At 56.9% G+C, this 19,979-nt stretch carries 15 protein-coding genes; 5 read left to right on the forward strand and 10 right to left on the reverse strand.

Annotated features, from left to right (window positions below; genetic code table 11):
• Positions 1-34 precede the first annotated feature (34 nt).
• Together K5K95_RS26480 and K5K95_RS26485 are read right to left on the reverse strand one after the other, a co-directional pair.
• Positions 35-493, reverse strand: coding sequence for a MarR family winged helix-turn-helix transcriptional regulator (locus K5K95_RS26480; protein WP_222586827.1), 459 nt, complete (start codon positions 491-493; stop codon positions 35-37).
• 51 nt (positions 494-544) lie between these two features.
• On the reverse strand, positions 545-1,426 hold the full coding sequence (locus K5K95_RS26485) for an NmrA family NAD(P)-binding protein (RefSeq protein ID WP_222586828.1): 882 nt from the start codon (positions 1,424-1,426) through the stop codon (positions 545-547).
• A 486-nt stretch (positions 1,427-1,912) separates the two neighbouring features.
• On the opposite strand from K5K95_RS26485, the gene K5K95_RS26490 reads away from it, so the two are divergent.
• Together K5K95_RS26490 and K5K95_RS26495 are read left to right on the forward strand one after the other, a co-directional pair.
• Entirely contained in the window at positions 1,913-3,478 is a 1,566-nt protein-coding gene (locus K5K95_RS26490; protein WP_222586829.1) for a methyl-accepting chemotaxis protein, read from the forward strand.
• 292 nt (positions 3,479-3,770) lie between these two features.
• Positions 3,771-4,832, forward strand: a complete 1,062-nt coding sequence (locus tag K5K95_RS26495) for an SDR family oxidoreductase (RefSeq protein WP_222586830.1) — start codon at positions 3,771-3,773, stop codon at positions 4,830-4,832.
• Between the two features lie 20 nt (positions 4,833-4,852).
• On the opposite strand, the gene K5K95_RS26500 is transcribed toward K5K95_RS26495, so the two are convergent.
• The 7 genes from K5K95_RS26500 to K5K95_RS26530 all read right to left on the reverse strand — a co-directional run bounded on the left by K5K95_RS26500 (position 4,853) and on the right by K5K95_RS26530 (position 11,685).
• Positions 4,853-5,191 (reverse strand): DUF190 domain-containing protein, encoded by a 339-nt coding sequence (locus tag K5K95_RS26500; RefSeq protein WP_222586831.1) that lies wholly within the window; start codon positions 5,189-5,191, stop codon positions 4,853-4,855.
• Between the two features lie 198 nt (positions 5,192-5,389).
• On the reverse strand, positions 5,390-7,000 hold the full coding sequence (locus tag K5K95_RS26505) for a gamma-glutamyltransferase family protein (RefSeq protein ID WP_222586832.1): 1,611 nt from the start codon (positions 6,998-7,000) through the stop codon (positions 5,390-5,392).
• Between the two features lie 79 nt (positions 7,001-7,079).
• Positions 7,080-7,859 (reverse strand): amino acid ABC transporter ATP-binding protein, encoded by a 780-nt coding sequence (locus K5K95_RS26510; protein ID WP_056739793.1) that lies wholly within the window; start codon positions 7,857-7,859, stop codon positions 7,080-7,082.
• A 2-nt stretch (positions 7,860-7,861) separates the two neighbouring features.
• Positions 7,862-8,635 (reverse strand): amino acid ABC transporter permease, encoded by a 774-nt coding sequence (locus tag K5K95_RS26515; RefSeq protein WP_222586833.1) that lies wholly within the window; start codon positions 8,633-8,635, stop codon positions 7,862-7,864.
• A gap of 12 nt (positions 8,636-8,647) precedes the next feature.
• Positions 8,648-9,454, reverse strand: coding sequence for an ABC transporter substrate-binding protein (locus K5K95_RS26520; protein WP_222586834.1), 807 nt, complete (start codon positions 9,452-9,454; stop codon positions 8,648-8,650).
• A 74-nt stretch (positions 9,455-9,528) separates the two neighbouring features.
• Complete coding sequence (locus tag K5K95_RS26525) at positions 9,529-10,197, reverse strand: GntR family transcriptional regulator (RefSeq protein ID WP_222586835.1); 669 nt, start codon at positions 10,195-10,197, stop codon at positions 9,529-9,531.
• Positions 10,198-10,476: 279 nt separating this feature from the next.
• A complete protein-coding gene (locus K5K95_RS26530; protein ID WP_222586836.1) occupies positions 10,477-11,685 on the reverse strand; it encodes a formylglycine-generating enzyme family protein in 1,209 nt (402 codons plus the stop codon).
• 86 nt (positions 11,686-11,771) lie between these two features.
• Between K5K95_RS26530 and K5K95_RS26535 the strand changes: the two genes are divergently transcribed.
• A complete protein-coding gene (locus tag K5K95_RS26535; protein WP_222586837.1) occupies positions 11,772-14,258 on the forward strand; it encodes an arylsulfatase in 2,487 nt (828 codons plus the stop codon).
• Positions 14,259-14,433: 175 nt separating this feature from the next.
• Here the strand turns inward: K5K95_RS26535 and K5K95_RS26540 are convergent, their stop codons facing one another.
• Positions 14,434-16,329 (reverse strand): sigma-54-dependent Fis family transcriptional regulator, encoded by a 1,896-nt coding sequence (locus K5K95_RS26540; protein WP_222586838.1) that lies wholly within the window; start codon positions 16,327-16,329, stop codon positions 14,434-14,436.
• A gap of 243 nt (positions 16,330-16,572) precedes the next feature.
• On the opposite strand from K5K95_RS26540, the gene K5K95_RS26545 reads away from it, so the two are divergent.
• Both K5K95_RS26545 and K5K95_RS26550 read left to right on the forward strand, forming a co-directional pair.
• Positions 16,573-18,396, forward strand: coding sequence for an NAD(P)/FAD-dependent oxidoreductase (locus K5K95_RS26545; protein ID WP_222586839.1), 1,824 nt, complete (start codon positions 16,573-16,575; stop codon positions 18,394-18,396).
• 230 nt (positions 18,397-18,626) lie between these two features.
• Positions 18,627-19,826: a zinc-dependent alcohol dehydrogenase gene (locus K5K95_RS26550; protein WP_222586840.1), complete on the forward strand. Its 1,200-nt coding sequence runs from the start codon at positions 18,627-18,629 to the stop codon at positions 19,824-19,826.
• The last annotated feature ends 153 nt before the right edge of the window (positions 19,827-19,979 follow it).

Here is a 19,979-nt window from a genome sequence, read left to right on the forward strand (position 1 = left end):
TAAGACACGGGATACCTGGTCACCCAGAAGCATCTCACTCATCCGAAATTCCTCTCACATCACCGACTTTCACTTGAGCCAGATCCTGCCGGAGCGAAGCCACGTTTTCAGTGCCATTCAATTGCTCGAACTGACGCTGGGCTTCTTGCCAGAGAGGAGCGGTTCGTTTGAACAAGCTCCTGCCCTCCTCGGTTAGCTCTGCCAGGCGACTTCTGCCGTCCGTGGGTGAGGGTCTCACCAAAATTAATCCGCCCTTCTCCAGAAAACCCGCCATTTTCCCCATTGCCGTGCGCTCGATATCGAGACGCTCAGCAAGGGTATTGATGGATGCGCTCCCCATCTCATGGAGAGCGGCCAAGGTCAGGTACTGGGTGATGCGCAGACCTGATGGCTCAAGCTGAGCATCGTAAAAACGAGTGATCTGCCGGCTGGCTTTCCTTATCGCGGAACAATTGCACTGGTCGATCCCTAACGATTGGCTAACCGGCAGCATGTGTGTATTTCCTCGTGACCACTGATAATTATTTCAAGTGCCCGGGGCTGGTTACGCATAGGCGTCCCGGTACTTTTCGACGAAGGCCTGCACGGACAAGGCAGGTGTACCGGTAATCTTTTCAACGACGTCATTCACACCGGCGAAAACGCCAACCTGGTAATCCTGAGCGACCTCAACCAGATGTTGTGTCAAAGCGGCCGGGAACTGGTACTCGTGCGTCATTTTACGCTCGAACTCTGAAATCGATATCGGCGCGTACTCGATTTTCTCACCCAGCACTTCACTCATGGCCGCCGCGATTTCGTTTTGATTCATCTCGACCGGGCCATGGAGAGTGTAAATCTTACCCTCATGCCCTGCGGGTTTGGCCAGGATATGGGCGATCACACGTCCCTGATCATCCGAAGCGATGGGGGCGTGACGGCCATTTCCAAAGGGGAACTCGATTTTTTTACTGGCCCGGATTTCCTTGGCGAAATGAGGGTACGCGAGCCAATCGGCGAAAAACGTAGGACGCAAATGAGTGGTTGGCACACCCGACCAGTCGAAGACACGCTCAGATATCCAGTGATCCTGCGCCAGATGACTCTTGGACTCGCGTCGCGCGGAAATCTGCGACATGTTCACGATCGCATCTACCCCGGCCTCTTTCGCGGCCTGAGCAAAATACGCCGCCCCTTGGATGATTCCCGATGCCAACGGATAAAGGAAATAGGCCGAACGGATACCCTCCATCGCAGAGCGAATGTCATCGATATTGGTGAAATCGCCGATGGCAATTTCAACGCCACGCGCCCTTAGAGCGGCGGCTCGATCATCGTCCTTGCGCACATAAGCGCGGACACGTTTACCCAACTTCAGCAGCTCATCGATGGTAGCTCCACCGGTACGCCCCGTTGCACCACTAACAAGAATTTCAGCTGCGCTCATGATCTTGGCTCTCTCGGTTAGCTGGAGCTAATGCTCCTTGGAAAATCCAACATAAGAGCATATGCCCCTATGTGATTTAATTTAAGAGCACATGCTCGTATTGTCAACGAATGTAGATGACCGTCCAGCAGATCGAAAATCTCCCGCAATAAACCGAGCCGCTGGCACTGCATCGCGAACTCCAGGCTAACGCCACGAATGGCTTTACTGCTGTCCACAAGGACGTTGGCAGGAGAAGGGAGACGCCTGCCTAACGGCGCGCCGTTTCGTTACGGACTTCGAAAGGGCCAAAAAAAAGCGTTCTGACACTCCAAAAGCTGCTTATCTAATACATAAAAAGAATATAGAAAAGGCCAAAATCGGATCGATCAAAACCAAAAAAAGCTCAATACAACTCATTGTTATTAATAGATTTTTTTGAAACACCTACTAACCTTTTCCTGGCATCTGCCGATGGCTTTTAACAGGACACAAGGAGCAGTAGGAATGAGAAACAATCAACCAGTAACGCAGCGCGAAATTGCGCTAGCACCTCAACAAAAACTCATCTCAGCAACAGATGCTCGAGGAGTGATTACTTATTGCAATGATGACTTTGTCGAGATCAGCGGTTTCGACCGAGCTGATCTGATCGGAGCTCCTCAAAACATCGTCCGCCATCCTGACGTCCCATCCGCCGTATTTGCCCATATGTGGGGCGCTCTAAAGCTAGGCACCCCTTGGATGGGGATCGTCAAAAACCGCTCCAGGAATGGCGACCACTATTGGGTCAACGCTTACGTAACACCGATTTTTGAAGGCAGCCAAGTGGTTGGCTTTGAATCGGTCAGGGTCAAACCAACCGCTGAGCAGATCCGACGCGCGGAATCCCTCTACAGGCGCATCAGTCAGGGAAAACCTGCCATTCCCACTCGTGACAAGTGGCTGCCTTCTCTGCTGGACTGCTTGCCGTACGTCGTCATGGGCCTGGTGGGCACCTTGAGTGGCCTGACTCTCAATTCATCCATAGCTATTGTCGCCACAGTAGGTATATCCGTTCCGCTCGGACTGATGACCTCTCGCTGGCAAAAGCAAGGAACCATGCGTTTGTTGCGGATGGCTGAGCCCTCCACTTCTGATCAGTTGATTGCACAGATGTACAGTGATGAGCGTGGGCCTCAGGCGCGTTTGGAAACTGCCTTTGTGAGCCAGGCCGCGCGCCTGAAAACCTGCCTTACACGCCTGCAAGACACCGCAGAGCAACTCAGTGGGCTAGCCGGGAGATCCGACATACTGGCCTCCGAGAGTTCAACTGGACTTGATCGCCAGCGCGTCGAGACCGAGCAAGTGTCCGCTGCGGTCAATCAGATGGCGGCGACCACGCAAGAAGTTGCGAGCCACGTCCAGCGCACCGCTGACGCCACCCAGGAGGCTAACCTGCTGACCGGACGCGGACGCGAAATTGCCCGAGATACCCGCGAAGCGATCCAGCGCCTCTCAGCAGTGGTGGGTGAAACGGGGGAAACCGTCGCGCAGTTGGCCAAGGACAGCAATGAAATCGGAACAGTGGTCGACGTAATCAAAGGTATTGCCGATCAAACCAATCTACTTGCACTGAATGCCGCGATCGAGGCCGCGCGCGCTGGCGATATGGGTCGAGGGTTCGCGGTGGTGGCCGACGAGGTACGCCAGTTGGCACAACGCACGTCTGAGTCCACCAAGCAGATCCATGACTTGATCACCAAGCTTCAGACTTCCTCTAACAACGCCGTACAGACAATGGAAACAGGTCATCGTCAAGCCGAAGAAGGTGTGGCGTGGGTACTCGAGGCGGACAAGGCGTTGGTAGGTATAAGTGAAGCCGTAGCCAACATCACTGATATGACAACGCAGATTGCGGCCGCCACTGAAGAGCAAACCGCCGTCGCCGAGGAAATCAGCCGGAACATCACCACCATCGCCCAGCTGGCGGATCAGACGTCGGAGCAAGCTCATCACTCAGCAGAACTAAGCAAGGAGTTGACCAAGACAGCTGCAACTCAATATTCGTTGGTCGAGCGCTTCAATCGATAGTCCCAACGCGCTGAACCACCGGCGCAGATTGCCTGGGCCGCCAAAGACAATCGCTGCTTTCCAACTCTCGTTCGTACTCCTCTTTCTCCCCAACTAACCAAGGGCCCTCAAAGGGCCCTTTTGTACCCAACCCGACAATCACCATCAGGCAGGACTCGAAGGCGGTGGTTGGCCAAGCGACTATTCGATGCGAATAATCTGCCAGGTACATAGGGAACGCCAATGCGTATCCGCCTTAGATTGAACCTCTGCTGCTAATGCGGGCTCCCAACTCAACATCCAGGAGAAACGTATGACTCAGACAGCATTGGTCGTGGGCGCCAGCGGCATCGTTGGCAGCGCCATCAGTCAGTTACTGATCGACAACAAGTGGCAGGTCGCCGCGCTGTCGCGGCATCCGTCACAGGCCCCCGGAATGATCCCTATCGCGGCAGATCTTCAGGATCCGGCGTCGCTGGAACATGCGCTGGCGGATTTGAAACCCACTCATGTATTCATTACCACATGGTCAAGGCAAGCCACGGAGGCCGAGAATATTCGCGTCAACGCCGCCATGGTACGCAACGTACTCGCCGCCATTCGCCCGGCCAAGAGTGTTGAGCACGTAGCACTGGTCACCGGCCTCAAACACTACCTCGGCCCGTTCGAAGCGTATGGTAGAGGTAGCCTTCCTCAAACACCTTTTCGCGAAGAGCAGGGTCGTCTGGACATCGAAAATTTCTACTACGCCCAAGAAGACGAACTCTTCGCCGCCGCTGAAAAGGACGGCTTCACTTGGAGCGTGCACCGCCCGCATACCGTTACCGGGGTTGCCGTAGGAAACGCAATGAACATGGCCACCACCCTCGCCGTCTATGCATCGATTTGCAAAAAAACCGGTCGTCCTTTTGTGTTTCCAGGATCAAGGGTGCAGTGGGACAGCCTCACCGATATGACCGACGCGCGTCAGCTGGCGAAACAACAAATGTGGGCAGCCACCACACCGGCTGCGGCCAATCAGGCATTCAATGTGACCAACGGCGATATATTTCGTTGGAAATGGATGTGGAGCAGAATCGCCGACTATTTCGGCGTGCCTCCGGCCGATTACCCCGCCACCCTCTCCCCACTTGAACAGCAAATGGCTGACGATCAAGTTGCCTGGACGCAAATCGTAGCGGAACACGGTTTGAAAGAATCCGATATAGGGCGCCTGATCTCCCCGTGGCACACCGACGCTGACCTCGGTCGACCCATCGAAGTTGTCACCGATATGTCAAAAAGCCGGGCTATGGGTTTCACCGACTACCAAGCGAGCGATCAAGCATTTTTCGATGTGTTCGACAAACTGCGCGATATGAACTTGATCCCTTAGGCCGTCTTATCTCCACGGAGTCAGGAAGGATTCGGAGGATTGGCCTTTTTGCCGACGGTGCCCATCTCGACGGGAGTTTTTATGTAGAACACAGAGATTTCTTCAGCGTCCAATCGCTTGAATAACCTCTCGGACTCATCCTCGGTAATAGCCATTCGAATTTCCGTCGGCTGATCCGCCAGCTCAAAAAAGTGCGATGAGTGCAATTTCCCTGTGTGCCCGAATCCTTCGATTCCCGTGCAGAGGGTCGCGCCGCGCAATCCCATCTCTTTAGCCACGTCGACGATCCATTCGCCCAGCATCTTTCCCTGATAACGACGGTTCTGCTGGGTAAAGAAAATCACTAGATAACCTTTCATCTTCATCTCCTCAGCGTGTGCCAATCATTTGAAAGGACAGAAGCCCGGCAGCCGGCATCGCCAACGACGCTACGACATGCATGAAACCGGGCCGAACGCCCAAACAGATTCGCAGAGACTCAGGGGCACGCTCTGCATCCGTTACTCGAACTGACGCAGAGCATATTGATTGTGCAGAAGCGGCCGAGTCGTCTTTCGTTACCACACAGCAATATGTGAATCGGCCCTCGGCTCGGTACCGCCGCACAGCACACCAGTCTCCGGGTCCCGGATGATGATCTGCCCTCGCCCATAATTAATCAGGTCGCAATCGACCTGAATCCGGTGTCCGCGCCGCGCCAGCGAAGCCGCCAGATCCCGAGATGCTCCCTGTTCGATGCCGACCTTCATTTCTCCAAGCCATTGCCACCGCGGCGCGTCCAGCGCGGCTTGGGGGTTGAGACCAAAATCCACCAGGTTCATGACCATCTGCACATGGCCTTGGGGCTGCATGTAGCCGCCCATGACGCCGAACGGCCCCACCGGCGCGTCACCTTTGCTGATGAAACCGGGAATGATGGTGTGAAAGGTTTTTTTGCCCGGTGCCAGACAGTTGGCGTGGTCAGGATCGAGACTGAACTCCTGTCCGCGGTTCTGCAAGGCGATGCCGCTGTCTGGCAGTACCACGCCGGAACCGAAGCCGTGGTAGTTGCTCTGGATGAAGGACACCATGTTGCCCTCCGCATCCGCCGTGGCCAGGTAAACCGTGCCGCTGGCATGGGGATCACCAGGTTTGGGTTCACGCGCCTGATCAGAGATTTGTTGGCGACGATGGCTGCTATAGGCATCGCTGAGCAGATCAGCCACCGCCACGCGCATGTGCAGTGGATCGGTGATGTAGTGCAGGCCGTCGCTGTAGGCCAGCTTCATGGCTTCCAGTTGACGATGCCAGGTCTGCTGGCTGTCGCGGTGATCGAAGTCAAAGCCCTCAAGGATTTTCAGGGTCATCAGGGCGACCAATCCTTGCCCGCTCGGGGGGATTTCCCACACATCGTAGCCGCGATAGTTGATGCTGATCGGGTCCACCCATTGGGCGCGATAGTCTTGCAGGTCACTGGCGCGCAGGTAACCTCCGGTGGCGCGGGAATGGGCATCCAGCCGCTGAGCCAATGCGCCTCGATAGAGGCTTTCACACGCAGTGTCAGCCAGCTCTTGCAGCGTTCGGGCTTGCGCGGGGTTGCGAAATATTTCACCGGCCTTGGGTGCACGGCCATCGATCAGGAACGTGTCGAACCAGGCGTCGAGCACCGGGTCTCGATGGGGGCTGAATTCCTCCAGAGCCGTCTGCCATTGTCGAGCGACCACCGGAGACAGTGGAAAACCATCCCTGGCCAGACTGATGGCGGGCTGCAGCAAGTCGGCAAAGGGCAGCTTACCGAACCGTTTGGACAATTCAGCCCAGGCCGAAGGGCAACCGGGTACCGTGACCGGCGTCCAGCCATAAAGCGGCATCTGCTCGTGACCGCCCGCCTTGACTGCATCGATCGTCAGCGCTGCCGGCGCCTGTCCGTTACCGTTCAACCCATGCAATTGACCTTTGCTCCAGACCAGCGCAAAGGCATCGCCGCCCAAGCCGCAGCCGGTAGGCTCAACCACAGTCAGCGCTGCCGCCGTGGCGATTGCGGCATCAATGGCGTTACCGCCCTTGCGCATGATTTCGATACCGGCTTCGGCGGCCAGAGGCTGTGAAGCCGCGACCATGCCACGCCGGGCAAACACACTCTGACGTTGCGAGGGATAGGGATATTCGTGGGCGGAAAATTTCAACATGGCAAAAGCTCTTCCAAACAAGGATTCGTTGGCCGCAGGTGTCCGGTTCCATGCCGGGTGAAAAACCCGAATGAGAAGGTCACAGCACGCGGCTGAGAAAGGCCTGGGTTCGCGGGTGTGTCGGTCGACTGAAGATCTGCTCCGGCGGTCCCTGCTCGATCAATTCGCCCTGGTCGAGCACCACCACGCGGTCGGCGACTTCTCGGGCAAACCCCATTTCATGGGTGACCACCACCATCGTCATGCCGTCATCGGCCAACTGCTTCATCACCTGCAGCACCTCGCCGACGGTTTCCGGATCGAGGGCACTCGTGGGCTCGTCGAACAGCATGGCTTGAGGTTTCATCGCCAGCGCCCGGGCGATTGCCACGCGTTGCTGCTGCCCACCGGACAACATCGAGGGGTAATGCATGGCCTTGTCCGCCAGTCCGACCCGCGCGAGCAAGGCGCGAGCCTGTTCCAACGCTTCAGCGCGTGGTACGCCGAGCACCTGGATCGGTGCCTCAATGATGTTTTCCAACGCGGTCATGTGGGGGAACAGATTGAATCGTTGAAAGACCATCCCGATGTCCCGACGCTGGCGAGCAATGTTGCGTTCGGAGTCACGCACCAGGCTGCCGTCGGCCCGTTCGCGATACCCCATGGCTCGGCCGTTGACGCGAATGCGCCCGCCCTGAATGTCCTCCAGCAGATTGATGCAGCGAATGAAGGTGGTCTTGCCTGAACCCGAGGCACCGATCAACACCACGACTTCACCGCGCCGCACCTGCAAGGAAATGCCCTTGAGAATCTCCAGGTCGCCGAAGGACTTATGAATGTCCAGCGCCTCGATGATCAGTTCTTCACTTTTGTGCGCCATGCTTAACGCCCCCTCAGCAATTTCAACGTGCCGCGGCCAAACATGCGACTACCAGCCGCTGGCGGTGCGGGTCGATCGGACTGTCCGAAACGCGCTTCCAGCCAACGCTGGAAGAAGCCCCAGAGGGTGGTCAGCAGCAGGAAATAAATCGCCACCACCAGGTACAGTTCGAATACCCGGAAGGTCGCCGACGTGACCATTTGCGTGCTCAGCAGTAACTCCTGCACGCCAATCACGCTGACCAGTGTCGTGTTCTTGAGCATCACGTTGAATTCGTTGCCCAACGGCGGAACGATGACCCGGAATGCCTGCGGCAGAACGATCCGCCGCATCAGTTTGGCGAAGGTCATGCCCAGCGACCGCCCCGCTTCGTACTGCCCCTTGTCCACGGCGCCGATTCCGGCACGAATGATCTCGGCCATGTAGGCGCCCTCGTTCAGGCCCAAGGCGATGATCGCTGCCTGGATGTTGCCCGGCACCACCAAACCCAACAGCGTCACGTCTTCGAAACGGAAGATGCCGCCCGCGGCCAATGCGGTGTAGAGAAAAACGATCTGCACCAATAGCGGCGTGCCGCGCATCAGCCACACATAAAACCGCACAGGCAGGTTGAGCAACGGATTGCGCGACAGGCGCATCAGCGCCGCCGCCAGCCCCAGCACACAGCCCAACGCCATTGCCAGCACACTGATCAGGCAAGTCAGCCAAAGTCCGGTGAGGTACACCCCGCTGGGCTGCAACAGGTATTGCCAGAACACATCCCAATTGAAATTCATCGAGTGTTCGCCTCAGTCGAGTGTGTCGCTGGGAACATGCCATTTGCTCAGCAACTGCACGTAACTGCCGTCGCTGCGCATGTCACTGATGATCTGTTGTACCGCTGCGGTGAGCTGCGGATCATCCTTGCGAACGCCCAAACCGGTGAGTATCCGGCTGAAGGCCGGCACCCCTTCCTCGAACAGATCGGGCGCCATGGCAGCGTAGTAACCGGCGGTTTCCACGGTAGTACCGTAGGCGTCCACCTGACTGATGCGCAGCGCCTGAAAGGCGTCGGTGTCACTGTTGTAGACCACCAGTTTCATTGGGGGCTTGCCAGCCTTGGTCAGTTTTTCGTTCTCGGCGTCCAGCAAGGTTTTGATCGTCGAGCCATTGAGCACGGCCACCTTGTGCCCGGACAGTCCATCCAGGGTTTTGATGCCCTTGGGATTGCCTTTGGGAACGACCACTGACTGGCTGGAATACATGTAGTTGACGATGTCGATCACTTCCCGGCGCTCGGGCTTGTCGAACAGCTGATCCACGATCATGTCGCACTGCTGGGCGAGCAATGCCGGCAGCAACCCGGAGAATGGAATGACCCGCCATTGCACCGGTTTGTCTCCCAACCGTTTGGCGATTTCCAGCCCCAGGTCGACCGTCAGGCCCCTGGGTTTTTGCGCCTCATCGAAAGACACCAGGGGTGGCGAATCCATGCCCGAGCAATACGTGAGTTTGTCAGCCTTTTGCAGTCGCTCCGGCACTTGTGGCGTAGCAACCGCCCACTGTGTACAGAGTCCGAGGGAGATAGCGGCGAGTAACATTTGGCGTTTATGCATGACGAGATACTCCATTTGTTGGGGAACGGGGCAGCACTCAAAGTCAAAACACACTGTCGGGTTGATGCCCGATTCTATTTTTCCGATTGCAGAAACTGGATCAGCGCCGGCACCGTGCCCTCGATGTGCTCGCGCACCACCGCCTCGGCCCGCTCGGCATCGCCTGAGCGGATGGCGTCGAGGATCACTGCGTGCTCCTGGCGAGCGCTCAAGGGTTTTTCGCTGTGTTGCAGCCACAGGCGCATTGGCGCCTCGATCAACGAATACAGCGCCGAGATCTGCTTCAGCAGCCGAGGGCGGCCGCTGAGGCTGCACAGGTGTTCATGGAAGGCACGATGAAGTCGGACCCACTCGGCGCTCTCGTCGCGGTAGTCATCCATCTCGTCCAGCATGCGTTCCAGAGCCGCCAGCTGACGCTCACCGATCCTGGTCACGGCCACGCGGATGGCCAGGCCTTCAAGGGCACTGCGCATCTCGAATACTTCGTGCAATTCGTCGAGATTCAGGCCGCTGACGATGGCGCCACGGTTGGGTCTCAGGGTGACCAGGCCTTGCGCATCGAGACGGCGAAAGGCTTCGCGCACCGGCATCCGGCTCATGCCGATTTCGCTGGCGATGTCCTCCGCGATCAGCCGATCGCCCTTGCGGTAACGACCGCCACAGATCGCTTCCAGCAGAAAGTTGTAAGCCTCTTCCTCGGCGGTCAGTGGCTGACGCTCAACGTAGGTGGGAGCGAATTGCATAAAGTCACCTTTTGCAGTTTTGTATCCAATTATCCATGGATTCAAAAAAGCAGAAACCGTGCCACTTTACTTAGCACGGCTTCAAGGTCTTCATTGGAAAGGAGTTTCGACTCAGGAACCGATGAGTCTTTGATCAGCGTGCGACTCGCCGTGTGCTACGAAATGGCTCAGCGCGCCCCAAATGGGTGAAAAATGGTAGCCAGGTAACAGATCATCTCGCCGAAAACCTGCCCACCCTGATTGCTCAGGATTTACCATCCGCAAGTGTCAGAATTGGGGTCAGCGGTTCTTTTCCCATTGGTCATTACTCATCGCAGTGCGAAAGCCAAGATGCGACATGGAATTCATAGGGTCTGCGCCCTGCCTGGCACTGGTTCGAAAACTTGTGCAGTAGCTGTCGCTGCAAAGAAAAGATCCGCCTCGGATGACCCGCTGCGGCGCATTGGCCGTCACCCCAAGTTCGGGGTCATAGCTATCAGAGGGGCCCGTTGGGTTCACGACGATGTCACCGGCAGACTGACGCGTCAGCCCGACTCTGAACGCGTCGGCACGATACCAATCTGCGACCCGCTGCCAAACGTTCCCGGACATGTCGTAAAGCCCGTAAGCGTTAGGTTGGTAACTTCCAACCGGTTTGGTGCCAATCTTGAATTTATTGCTGGCCCCGGTCACTGGAAACGGTTGTACCTCGTCCCAGGTGTTGGCCATTTTTTGGCCGCCGGGCGTGAAATCATTCCCCCATGCGTAGTCCGCTTGTTCCAGCCCGCCTCTTGCGGCGTATTCCCATTCAGCCTCGGTCAGCAAACGTTTATGCGCCCACTTTGCGTAAGCCTCTGCATCTTCATGTGAAACTTGCACGACCGGATGGGCTTCCTTGCCCTCGATGGAACTGTTCGGGCCCAGCGGGTGACGCCAGTCAGCCCCTGGGACAAACGCCCACCACTGGCTGAAGTCATTGAGCGGGATTGGTCTGTCTGTGCCGACAAAAACCATTGCACCAGCCACCAGGTCGCTGTTATTCGGCTCAGGCGTCCCCGGCGGCAGCTGGACTTTGAGATCTTCCCATTTGGGTGTGCGTTCGGCGGTGGTGACGTAATGCGTTTCAGAAATGAAACGGGCGAAATCGGCGTTGGTGACGTCGTAACGATCGATCCAATAACCTTCAAGTCGGACCTTGTGCGCCGGCCCCTCATTGGGACGAGCCTGCTTATGATTGCTCCCCATCAAAAACTCGCCGGCAGGAAGCCAGACCATTTCCAGGGGCCCATTTTTCCCATCACCCAGCGTCAAAGGCTTAGGCCCGCGAATATGCTGAGATACCGCAAACGCCAGGCAAATCGACACGATCCCGGCGCAGACGATGGCGATAGCAAAATGCGGTTTCCTGATAAGCATTTGCGCCCCTCTTGCATTCAGTCTGCGGCCAATCTGAACCTGCCTGATATCAAGATCAGGTATAGACAGCACTCCTCCAAAGTCAACGGCCATTCGGATCAACGTTGAGATGGACTGGCGCGAGAAAAAAACGGTTCTACACTCCGAGTTTGGGGATCGGGGGTTTACAGGAGCTGGCCATGGCCATTGCACACTGGAATAAACCTTTATGGCTGAGCCAGCGAGTCTGTTCTGGACTGGCCGTTACCTTGCTTGCGTTCTCTTGTGCCAATGCAGCGACACAAGAAGTCAATGGCACGCCCGGCTCTCCCAGCGCGACCACGACCATCGATGGGCGATACCTCCCTAACCCTCCAGCGGCATTCGGCGGCGTTATCAACCTCGACGCCGCGAACTCCACGCCCTACTGGACGCCGACCGTCGTCCCGCCCAAAGACGCGCCCAATGTGGTGTTGATCATCACCGACGATGTCGGTTTTGGCGCGCCCAGTACATTCGGCGGCCTCATCCCTACGCCCGCCCTGGATCGCGTCGCGGCAGCCGGATTACGCTTCACGCAATTCAATTCGACGGCGTTGTGCTCACCGACACGCGCGGCCTTGATTACCGGGCGCAATCACCATTCCGTCGGCTTCGGCATGATCACGGAAACTTCAACCGGATATCCCGGCTACAACAGCGTCATCACCAAGGACAAGGTGACCATTGGTAGAATCCTCAAGGACAATGGCTATGCAACGTCGTGGTTTGGCAAAAACCACAACACGCCGTCATTTCAGGCCAGTCAGGCCGGTCCGTTTGATCAATGGCCGATTGGGATGGGCTTTGATTATTTTTACGGTTTCATGGGTGGAGAAACCAACCAATGGCAGCCGGGCAATCTGGTTCGCAATACCACGCCGATCCATCCTTACGTCGGCAAACCGGGGTGGAACCTCATCACCGCGATGGCGGATGACGCGGTCAGCTACGTCCATGAGTTGAACGCGCTCGATCCGAAGAAGCCTTTCTTTCTTTATTACGCCCCCGGCGGTACTCACGCGCCACATCATCCGCCCCCCGAATGGATTGACAAATTCAAGGGCAAATTTGATATGGGTTGGAATGCCGCGCGCGACCAGATTTTCGCCAATCAGAAGCGCCTTGGCGTGATCCCGTCGCAAGCCCAACTCACGCAGTGGCCTGACTCCCTGAAGAAATGGGATGAGCTGTCGGCGGACGAGAAAAAATTGTATGCCCACCAGATGGAAGTCTATGCAGCCTATCTGGCGTACACCGATAACGAAATCGGCCGGGTAATCCAGGCAATTGATGACATGGGCAAACTCGATAACACGCTGATTATCTACATCAGTGGCGACAACGGCGGCAGTGCAGAAGGCACCCCTAACGGCACGCCAAACGAAATGACCACCTTTAACGGAATCGACGTACCGGTTGCCGAGCAGTTGAAGTATCTAGACGCCTGGGGGTCGGACCAGACGTATCCGCACATGGCCGTGGGCTGGACCTGGGCCATGGATACCCCCTTCAGATGGACCAAGCAAATTGCATCGCATTTTGGCGGCACCCGCCAAGGCATGGCCATCTCCTGGCCTAACCGGATCAAGGATGCCGGCGGGATCCGTAACCAGTTCCACCACGTCATTGACATCGAACCGACGATCCTGGAAGCCACAGGCATTGATGCGCCACTGCAAGTTGACGGCATTGCGCAAAAACCTATCGAAGGCACGAGCATGGCTTACCTCTTCGACAAACAGAGTGCCGAAAAGCCTTCTACACGCATCACCCAGTATTTCGAGATGTTTGGTTTGCGTGCGCTTTATCACGAGGGCTGGATGGCTTCAACGACGCCCTTCCGCGCACCTTGGGACCTCACCGCCCAGCCACCCAAGGACATCGTCAATGGCGTCAAATGGGAACTGTACGACATCACCAAGGACTGGACACAAAACGACGATGTTGCAGCCACCAACCCTGAAAAACTCAAGGAGCTGCAAGACTTGTTCTGGGTGGAAGCAAACAAGTACCAAGTGTTGCCGCTCGACGCTTCTGGTTCGGCGCGCCTCCTTGCGCAGAGGCCGAGCATCGTGGCCGGGCGGACCGAATTCGATTATCTGTCGCCAGTGAGCGGCATTCTTCCCGGCAACGAACCCAGCATCTTGAACAAGTCCTACGTCATTACGGCTGACATTACTGTCCCGGAAAATGGCGGCGACGGTGTGCTGGTGACCGACGGTGGCCGCTTCGGTGGTTACGCCCTTTACCTGCTGAAAGGCAAGCCGATTTTCAACTATAACCTTGAAGGCGTTGCGCGATTCCGCTGGGAAGGGACCGAGGCGCTCACTCCCGGAAAGCACAGCATCAGCTTTGATTTCAAATATGCCGGGCCGGGATTCGGCAAAGGCGGCACCGGCGTACTGTCAGTGGATGGCAAGCAACTGGCTAGTCATACGATCCCCCACAGCGTCCCATTCGTCTTCGGTGTCGATGAAAGCTTCGATGTCGGCTCCGATACCGGTACCCCCGTGGATGACAAGGATTACCAAGTGCCGTTTGCGTTCACCGGTACACTGCACAGACTTGTCGTCAAGCTCGAACCCCCGCAGTTGAATGCGGCGAGCAAGGAAGTCGTTCAGAACAAGGTCGGCAACAAAGACTAGGAAAAAGCTCTGCCTAAACTAGCGGCACAATGTTGTGATGAATCGCTGATTCGTCCGACTTCAACGGCACGCTCAACCGCCCCTTTGCAATGCCTGAGCGCGCCGTCGATCCGGCTCCGAGGCTGGCCTGTCTGAACATCGCGCTACAGACGATGGCGATATTGTCATCGGGCATTCAACCAGGTCGTGAAATACCGTGATGACGCAATTTGCGATAGAGCGTATTGCGGCTGATCCCCAGGCGAGCGGCAACATGAGCGATATGCCAATGTTCCGCCTCAATCAATGTAAGCAGTGTCTGCCGCTCGGACACGCCCAGCGGATTTTCGGCTGGCGCAACTGATGCTGGCGTTGCCGGCAACAGCTCTGCCAAATCGTCCAGGGTGACGCGCCCCTCAAACGCCAACGCCGCCAGCGTGCGCAGGCATGTACGCAACTGACGGACGTTGCCCGGCCAAGGCTGCGTCAACAGGCGTTCTCTGACACCCGGTTCTAGCCGAATCTTGCCCCCTGCCCCCTCCTCGCGCAGTAACAGGTCGAGCAAAAGCCCCTTGTCTGAACGTTCACGCAGCGGTGGAAGGTGCACGGCGAACCCGGCAACGCGGTAGAAAAGATCCTCGCGCAAGCGCCCTTCGGCCACGCAGGCGTGCAGATCCTGGTGGCTGGCACTGATGAGGCGAACATCCAGCGGACGTGCCGTCGAGCCACCCAAGGGCACCACCTGACGTTCCTCCAGCACGCGAAGCAAGCGAGTCTGTAGAGCCAGTGGCATATCGGCGATTTCATCAAGAAATAATATGCCGCCGTGGGCCTGTTCCAGCTTACCGATCATCCCGTCTTTACGCGCACCGGTGAAGCTGCCGCCGCGATAGCCGAACAGCTCGCTTTCGATCAGCGTTTCTGGAATCGCTGCGCAGTTGATCGCCACAAACGGCTGGTTCGCTCGCGAGCTGGCGCGGTGCAGCGCCGCAGCAAAAGCCTCTTTGCCGGTGCCGGTTTCGCCCTGCAAAAACACCGGGACGTCACGCTCCAACACACGTAATGCGCGAGCAAAGCCGCGTTGCAGGCGCGGATCTTCCAGGCACACGTGCACGTCGTTGATTTTTTCGGTCGCGGGAATGACCAAGGGCGCATGGTGCACGGGTTCTCGCAATTGCCCGTAGAACTGGCGTCCGTCCACCAGCCGCACTGGCCAACAGACACTCGGCTGAGCGCTGGCCTGGCTCATCAACTGCTCAATAGGTGTTTCCAGCAGCCTTGTCAGAGACTGGCCGATCACTTGATCACGGCTGAGGCCCAACAGGTCCAGCGCAGCATTGTTGACTGAGCAAATACGGGCACTCTCGTCAAAACTGAGCAGACCTTCACCCAGCATTCCCACGAAGCCTGCCTCAGGGTGCAAGCGCAGCAAATATCGCTGCGGATCATGCCCCAGGAAAAAACAGCTCTCGATCAACTTGGCCGACAGGTTAGTCAACGCCATGGCCTGGAAGTGTTGCTGAAGGCTGTGGTCATCTCTTACGGAAGAGAGATTGAGCACGGCCAGCAACTCTCCACTCGCATCGAATATCGGGCTCGCCGAACAGGTCAGACCGACGTGTTTGCCACGGAAATGCTCGTCACGACGGATGGTGACGTGCTTTCGCTCGACCAGGCAGGTGCCGACACCGTTAGTGCCTTCGCAATCTTCACTCCACACCGAGCCGAGCCATAGCCCGGAGCGCTGAACTTCGGTCCGTTCGGATTCGTTAAACACACTGTCGATTGCCACACCGCGAGCATCGGTCAGTAGCACCACGTGGCCATCACGTCCGAGCTGTTGGTGCAAGTTGCTCATCTGCCAGTGCGCCACAGCGATGATGTGTTCCAGTGGCGCGCGGTGATCCTGCAAGCGTGGATGCTCAACCACGCTAGGTGCGCGGCGACTGGCAGGATCGAGTTGATACTGATCCAGGCACCGGCGCCAGGATCGCGTGATGGCCAAGTCAGCAATAGGGCCATGGGTGGCGTGAGTGCCCTGCACGGCTTGCAGCACTTGTTGTGCATGGGCGTTGATCAAGGCCGGCTTCATTATTCTTGTTCTCCGTTACGGTCAGGACACGGGTCTGTTTGCAGCTTATATGAAAAGACCGCAACCAGCGCTTTTTGCACCGAGTGACACTCTGTCACCCGCCCTTTCCATATTCGTGACAGATCTGCGAGTCCAAGCCTGAGCAACACCCCGGCAGCCGCTCTGAAACGGGGCTTTCGCGAAGGTGGCCCGAGCCTTGCTCTGGGGCAAGTGGTACAAAAACAACAAGATCGGAGATGCCCCATGAACATCGCTGTTGAAACACCTCTGCACACGCCAACTGCTCAGCTCGCGGCTTGGGTCGAAAACCTCGGCGAGCGTCTCGCCCAACGTGATGTCGACGGCGTACTGGAATTGTTTGCCGACGAATGTCACTGGCGTGACCTGCTACTTTTCAGCTGGAACCTGGTGACCCTCGAAGGCAAGCCTGCGATCCGAGACATGCTTGAAACACGCCTCGACCAGACTCGTCCCGAGCGATGGACACTGGAAGGTGAAGCGACGCTGAATGACGGTGTGCTCGAAGGTTGGATCAGCCTGGAAACCGAAGCGGCGCGAGGTAAAGGCTACGTGCGCCTAAAGGACGGTCTGTGCTGGACGCTGTTGACGACCATGCGCGAGCTCAAAGGCTTTGAAGAACCCAGCGGCCGCCGTCGTCCAATGGGTGCCAGTCACGGTCACGCCCACGCCGACAAACGCAACTGGCTGGAGCGTCGTCGCGATGAAGAAGGTGCGCTAGGCATCACCACCCAACCTTACTGCCTGATCGTGGGTGGCGGCCAGGGTGGGCTGGGGCTCGCTGCTCGGCTCAAGCGAATGGGCGTGCCAACGCTGATCGTCGACAAGGCCGAGCGTCCTGGTGATCAATGGCGTGGTCGCTACAAATCGCTGTGCCTGCACGACCCTGTCTGGTACGACCATATGCCTTACCTGCCCTTCCCAGATCACTGGCCGGTCTTCACACCAAAAGACCAGATTGGCGACTGGCTGGAAATGTACACCAAAGTCATGGAGCTCAATTATTGGCCGCGTACAGAATGCGTGAGCGCCAGCTTTGACGAGCAAAGCGGCACCTGGAAGGTTGAAGTGCAGCGCGATGGCGAGCGTGTGACGTTACAGCCTACCCAGTTGATCCTCGCCACCGGCATGTCCGGCGTACCCAACGTTCCCGTTTATCCGGGTGCCGAGGTTTTCAATGGCCAGCAGCATCACTCCAGCCGCCATCCCGGCGGAGATGCCTGGCGCGGTAAGCGCGCGGTGGTCATCGGTGCGAACAATTCGGCTCACGATATCTGCGCCGACCTGGTGGAGAACGGTGTCGAGGTCACCATGGTGCAACGCTCCAGCACCCACATCGTGCGTTCAGACAGCTTGATGGATCTGGTCTTTGGCGGACTGTACTCTGAAGACGCCCTGGAGTCGGGTTTGACCACGGACAAGGCCGACATGCTGTTCGCCTCGATTCCCTACAAGGTGATGCCAAGCTTTCATAAACCTATCTTTGATGCGATCAAGGAGCGTGACAAGGACTTCTACGAGGGCTTGTCCAAGGCAGGCTTCATGCTCGATTTCGGTGACGACGAGTCTGGCCTCTTCATGAAATATGTACGCCGTGGTTCTGGTTATTACATCGACGTCGGCGCCTGCGAGCTGATCGCCAACGGCACGATCAAGCTCAAGAGTGCGCCGGGATTGGGTGTCGAACGCATCGAAGCAGATGCCGTCGTACTCAACGATGGCAGCCGACTACCGGCAGATCTGATCGTCTACGCCACTGGCTATGGCTCGATGAATGGTTGGGCGGCGAAACTGATTTCCCAGGAAGTCGCTGACAAGGTCGGCCGCTGCTGGGGCCTGGGTTCCGGAACCACCAATGATCCTGGCCCGTACGAGGGCGAACTGCGCAATATGTGGAAGCCAACGCAGCAGGAAAACCTCTGGTTCCACGGTGGCAACCTGCATCAGTCACGGCATTATTCGCTGTATCTGGCGCTGCAGTTAAAAGCGCGCTTCGAAGGCATCGACACATCCGTCTATGGCCTTGCCAAGAGTCACCACACTGGTTGATTCGAATGGCGCCCAGCCGTGGTTGGGCGCCTCTTCACAATGCCCTGGCTGAAGCCCGAAGGAGCGAGCGCATCGAAAGAGGCTCGAGTCATGAAACAGACAAGGCCGGGCCAAAAGACCAACGGCCGCTTCAATACCGCCAGTCACATCTCGCCCCTATATCTCTGAACTTCCATCCGTCATCGCTCCTCTCCCTCTTATTACCCAACAAATGAGAGAGGCAGGATGTCATGAGAGCACTTACCTACCACGGCGCCCATAGCGTAAAAGTCGATACTGTCCCCGACCCAGTGATTCAGGATAACGACGACATCATTCTTCGCGTCACGGCCACCGCGATTTGTGGTTCTGACCTCCATCTGTATCGCGGGAAAATTCCGACCGTTGAGCACGGCGATATCTTCGGCCATGAATTCATGGGCATCGTGGAGGAAGCAGGCTCTGCCGTCACCGCCGTTCAGCCGGGTGACCGTGTAGTGATACCTTTCGTTATCGCCTGCGGGAGCTGTTTTTTTTGTGAGATGGATTTGTTTGCCGCGTGCGAAACGACCAATACAGGTCGTGGTGCGATCCTGAATAAAAAGTCTATTCCGTCAGGCGCTGCTCTCTTCGGTTTTAGCCATATGTACGGTGGCGTACCTGGGGGCCAGGCAGAATATGTAAGGGTACCGAAAGCCAACACCGGGCCATTCAAGGTCCCGGGGACACTCTCTGACGAGAAGGTTCTATTTCTCTCGGACATCTTGCCGACCGCCTTTCAAGCCGTGACAAACACTGGCATTGGAAAGGGCTCAAGCATCGCGATCTACGGTGCCGGGCCTGTTGGTTTGTTAAGCGCCGCGTGTGCAAGGATGCTCGGTGCCGATCAAATATTCATGGTCGATCACCATCCCTACCGCCTGGCTTACGCACAGAAAACCTACGGCGTAATCCCGATTAATTTTGATGAAGATGATGATCCCGCCGACACCATCATTCGCCAAACCAAAGGTATGCGTGGTGTTGACGGTGTAGTGGATGCGGTGGGCTTTGAAGCCAAAGGCAGTACCACAGAGACCGTACTTGCCACGCTCAAGCTTGAAGGCAGTAGCGGTAAAGCCTTGCGACAATGCATTGCTGCGGTAAGACGCGGTGGTGTCGTGAGTGTGCCAGGTGTTTACTCCGGCTTCATACACGGCTTCATGTTTGGCGATGCATTCGATAAAGGCCTGACGTTTAAAATGGGGCAGACCCATGTTCAACGCTATCTTCCAGAGCTGCTCGAACATATCGAGGCTGGTCGCCTTTCTCCCGAGGTGATCATCAGCCATCGAATGTCTCTGGAACAAGCCGCAGAGGGCTACAAGATGTTCGACAAGAAGGAGGATGACTGCAGGAAAGTTATCCTGACTCCAAATGGCAGTAAGACGCCTTTGCCAGCAGATCTGTAGTCCTTATCGCTCAGGAGATTAATCAAGCGAAAGGTCGAGATTTCATGTGCAAGCCTGAGATCTCTTCCTGCTTTTTTAAAGGCAGGTTTCTTGAACATCTCAAGAGCCTCAAATGTCCTTAATGGATGATGCTTTAAAAGTTGTCTTCAAGAC

Origin of the sequence: Pseudomonas sp. DR48 (assembly GCF_019823085.1) — a bacterium.
Taxonomy (GTDB): Bacteria; Pseudomonadota; Gammaproteobacteria; order Pseudomonadales; family Pseudomonadaceae; genus Aquipseudomonas.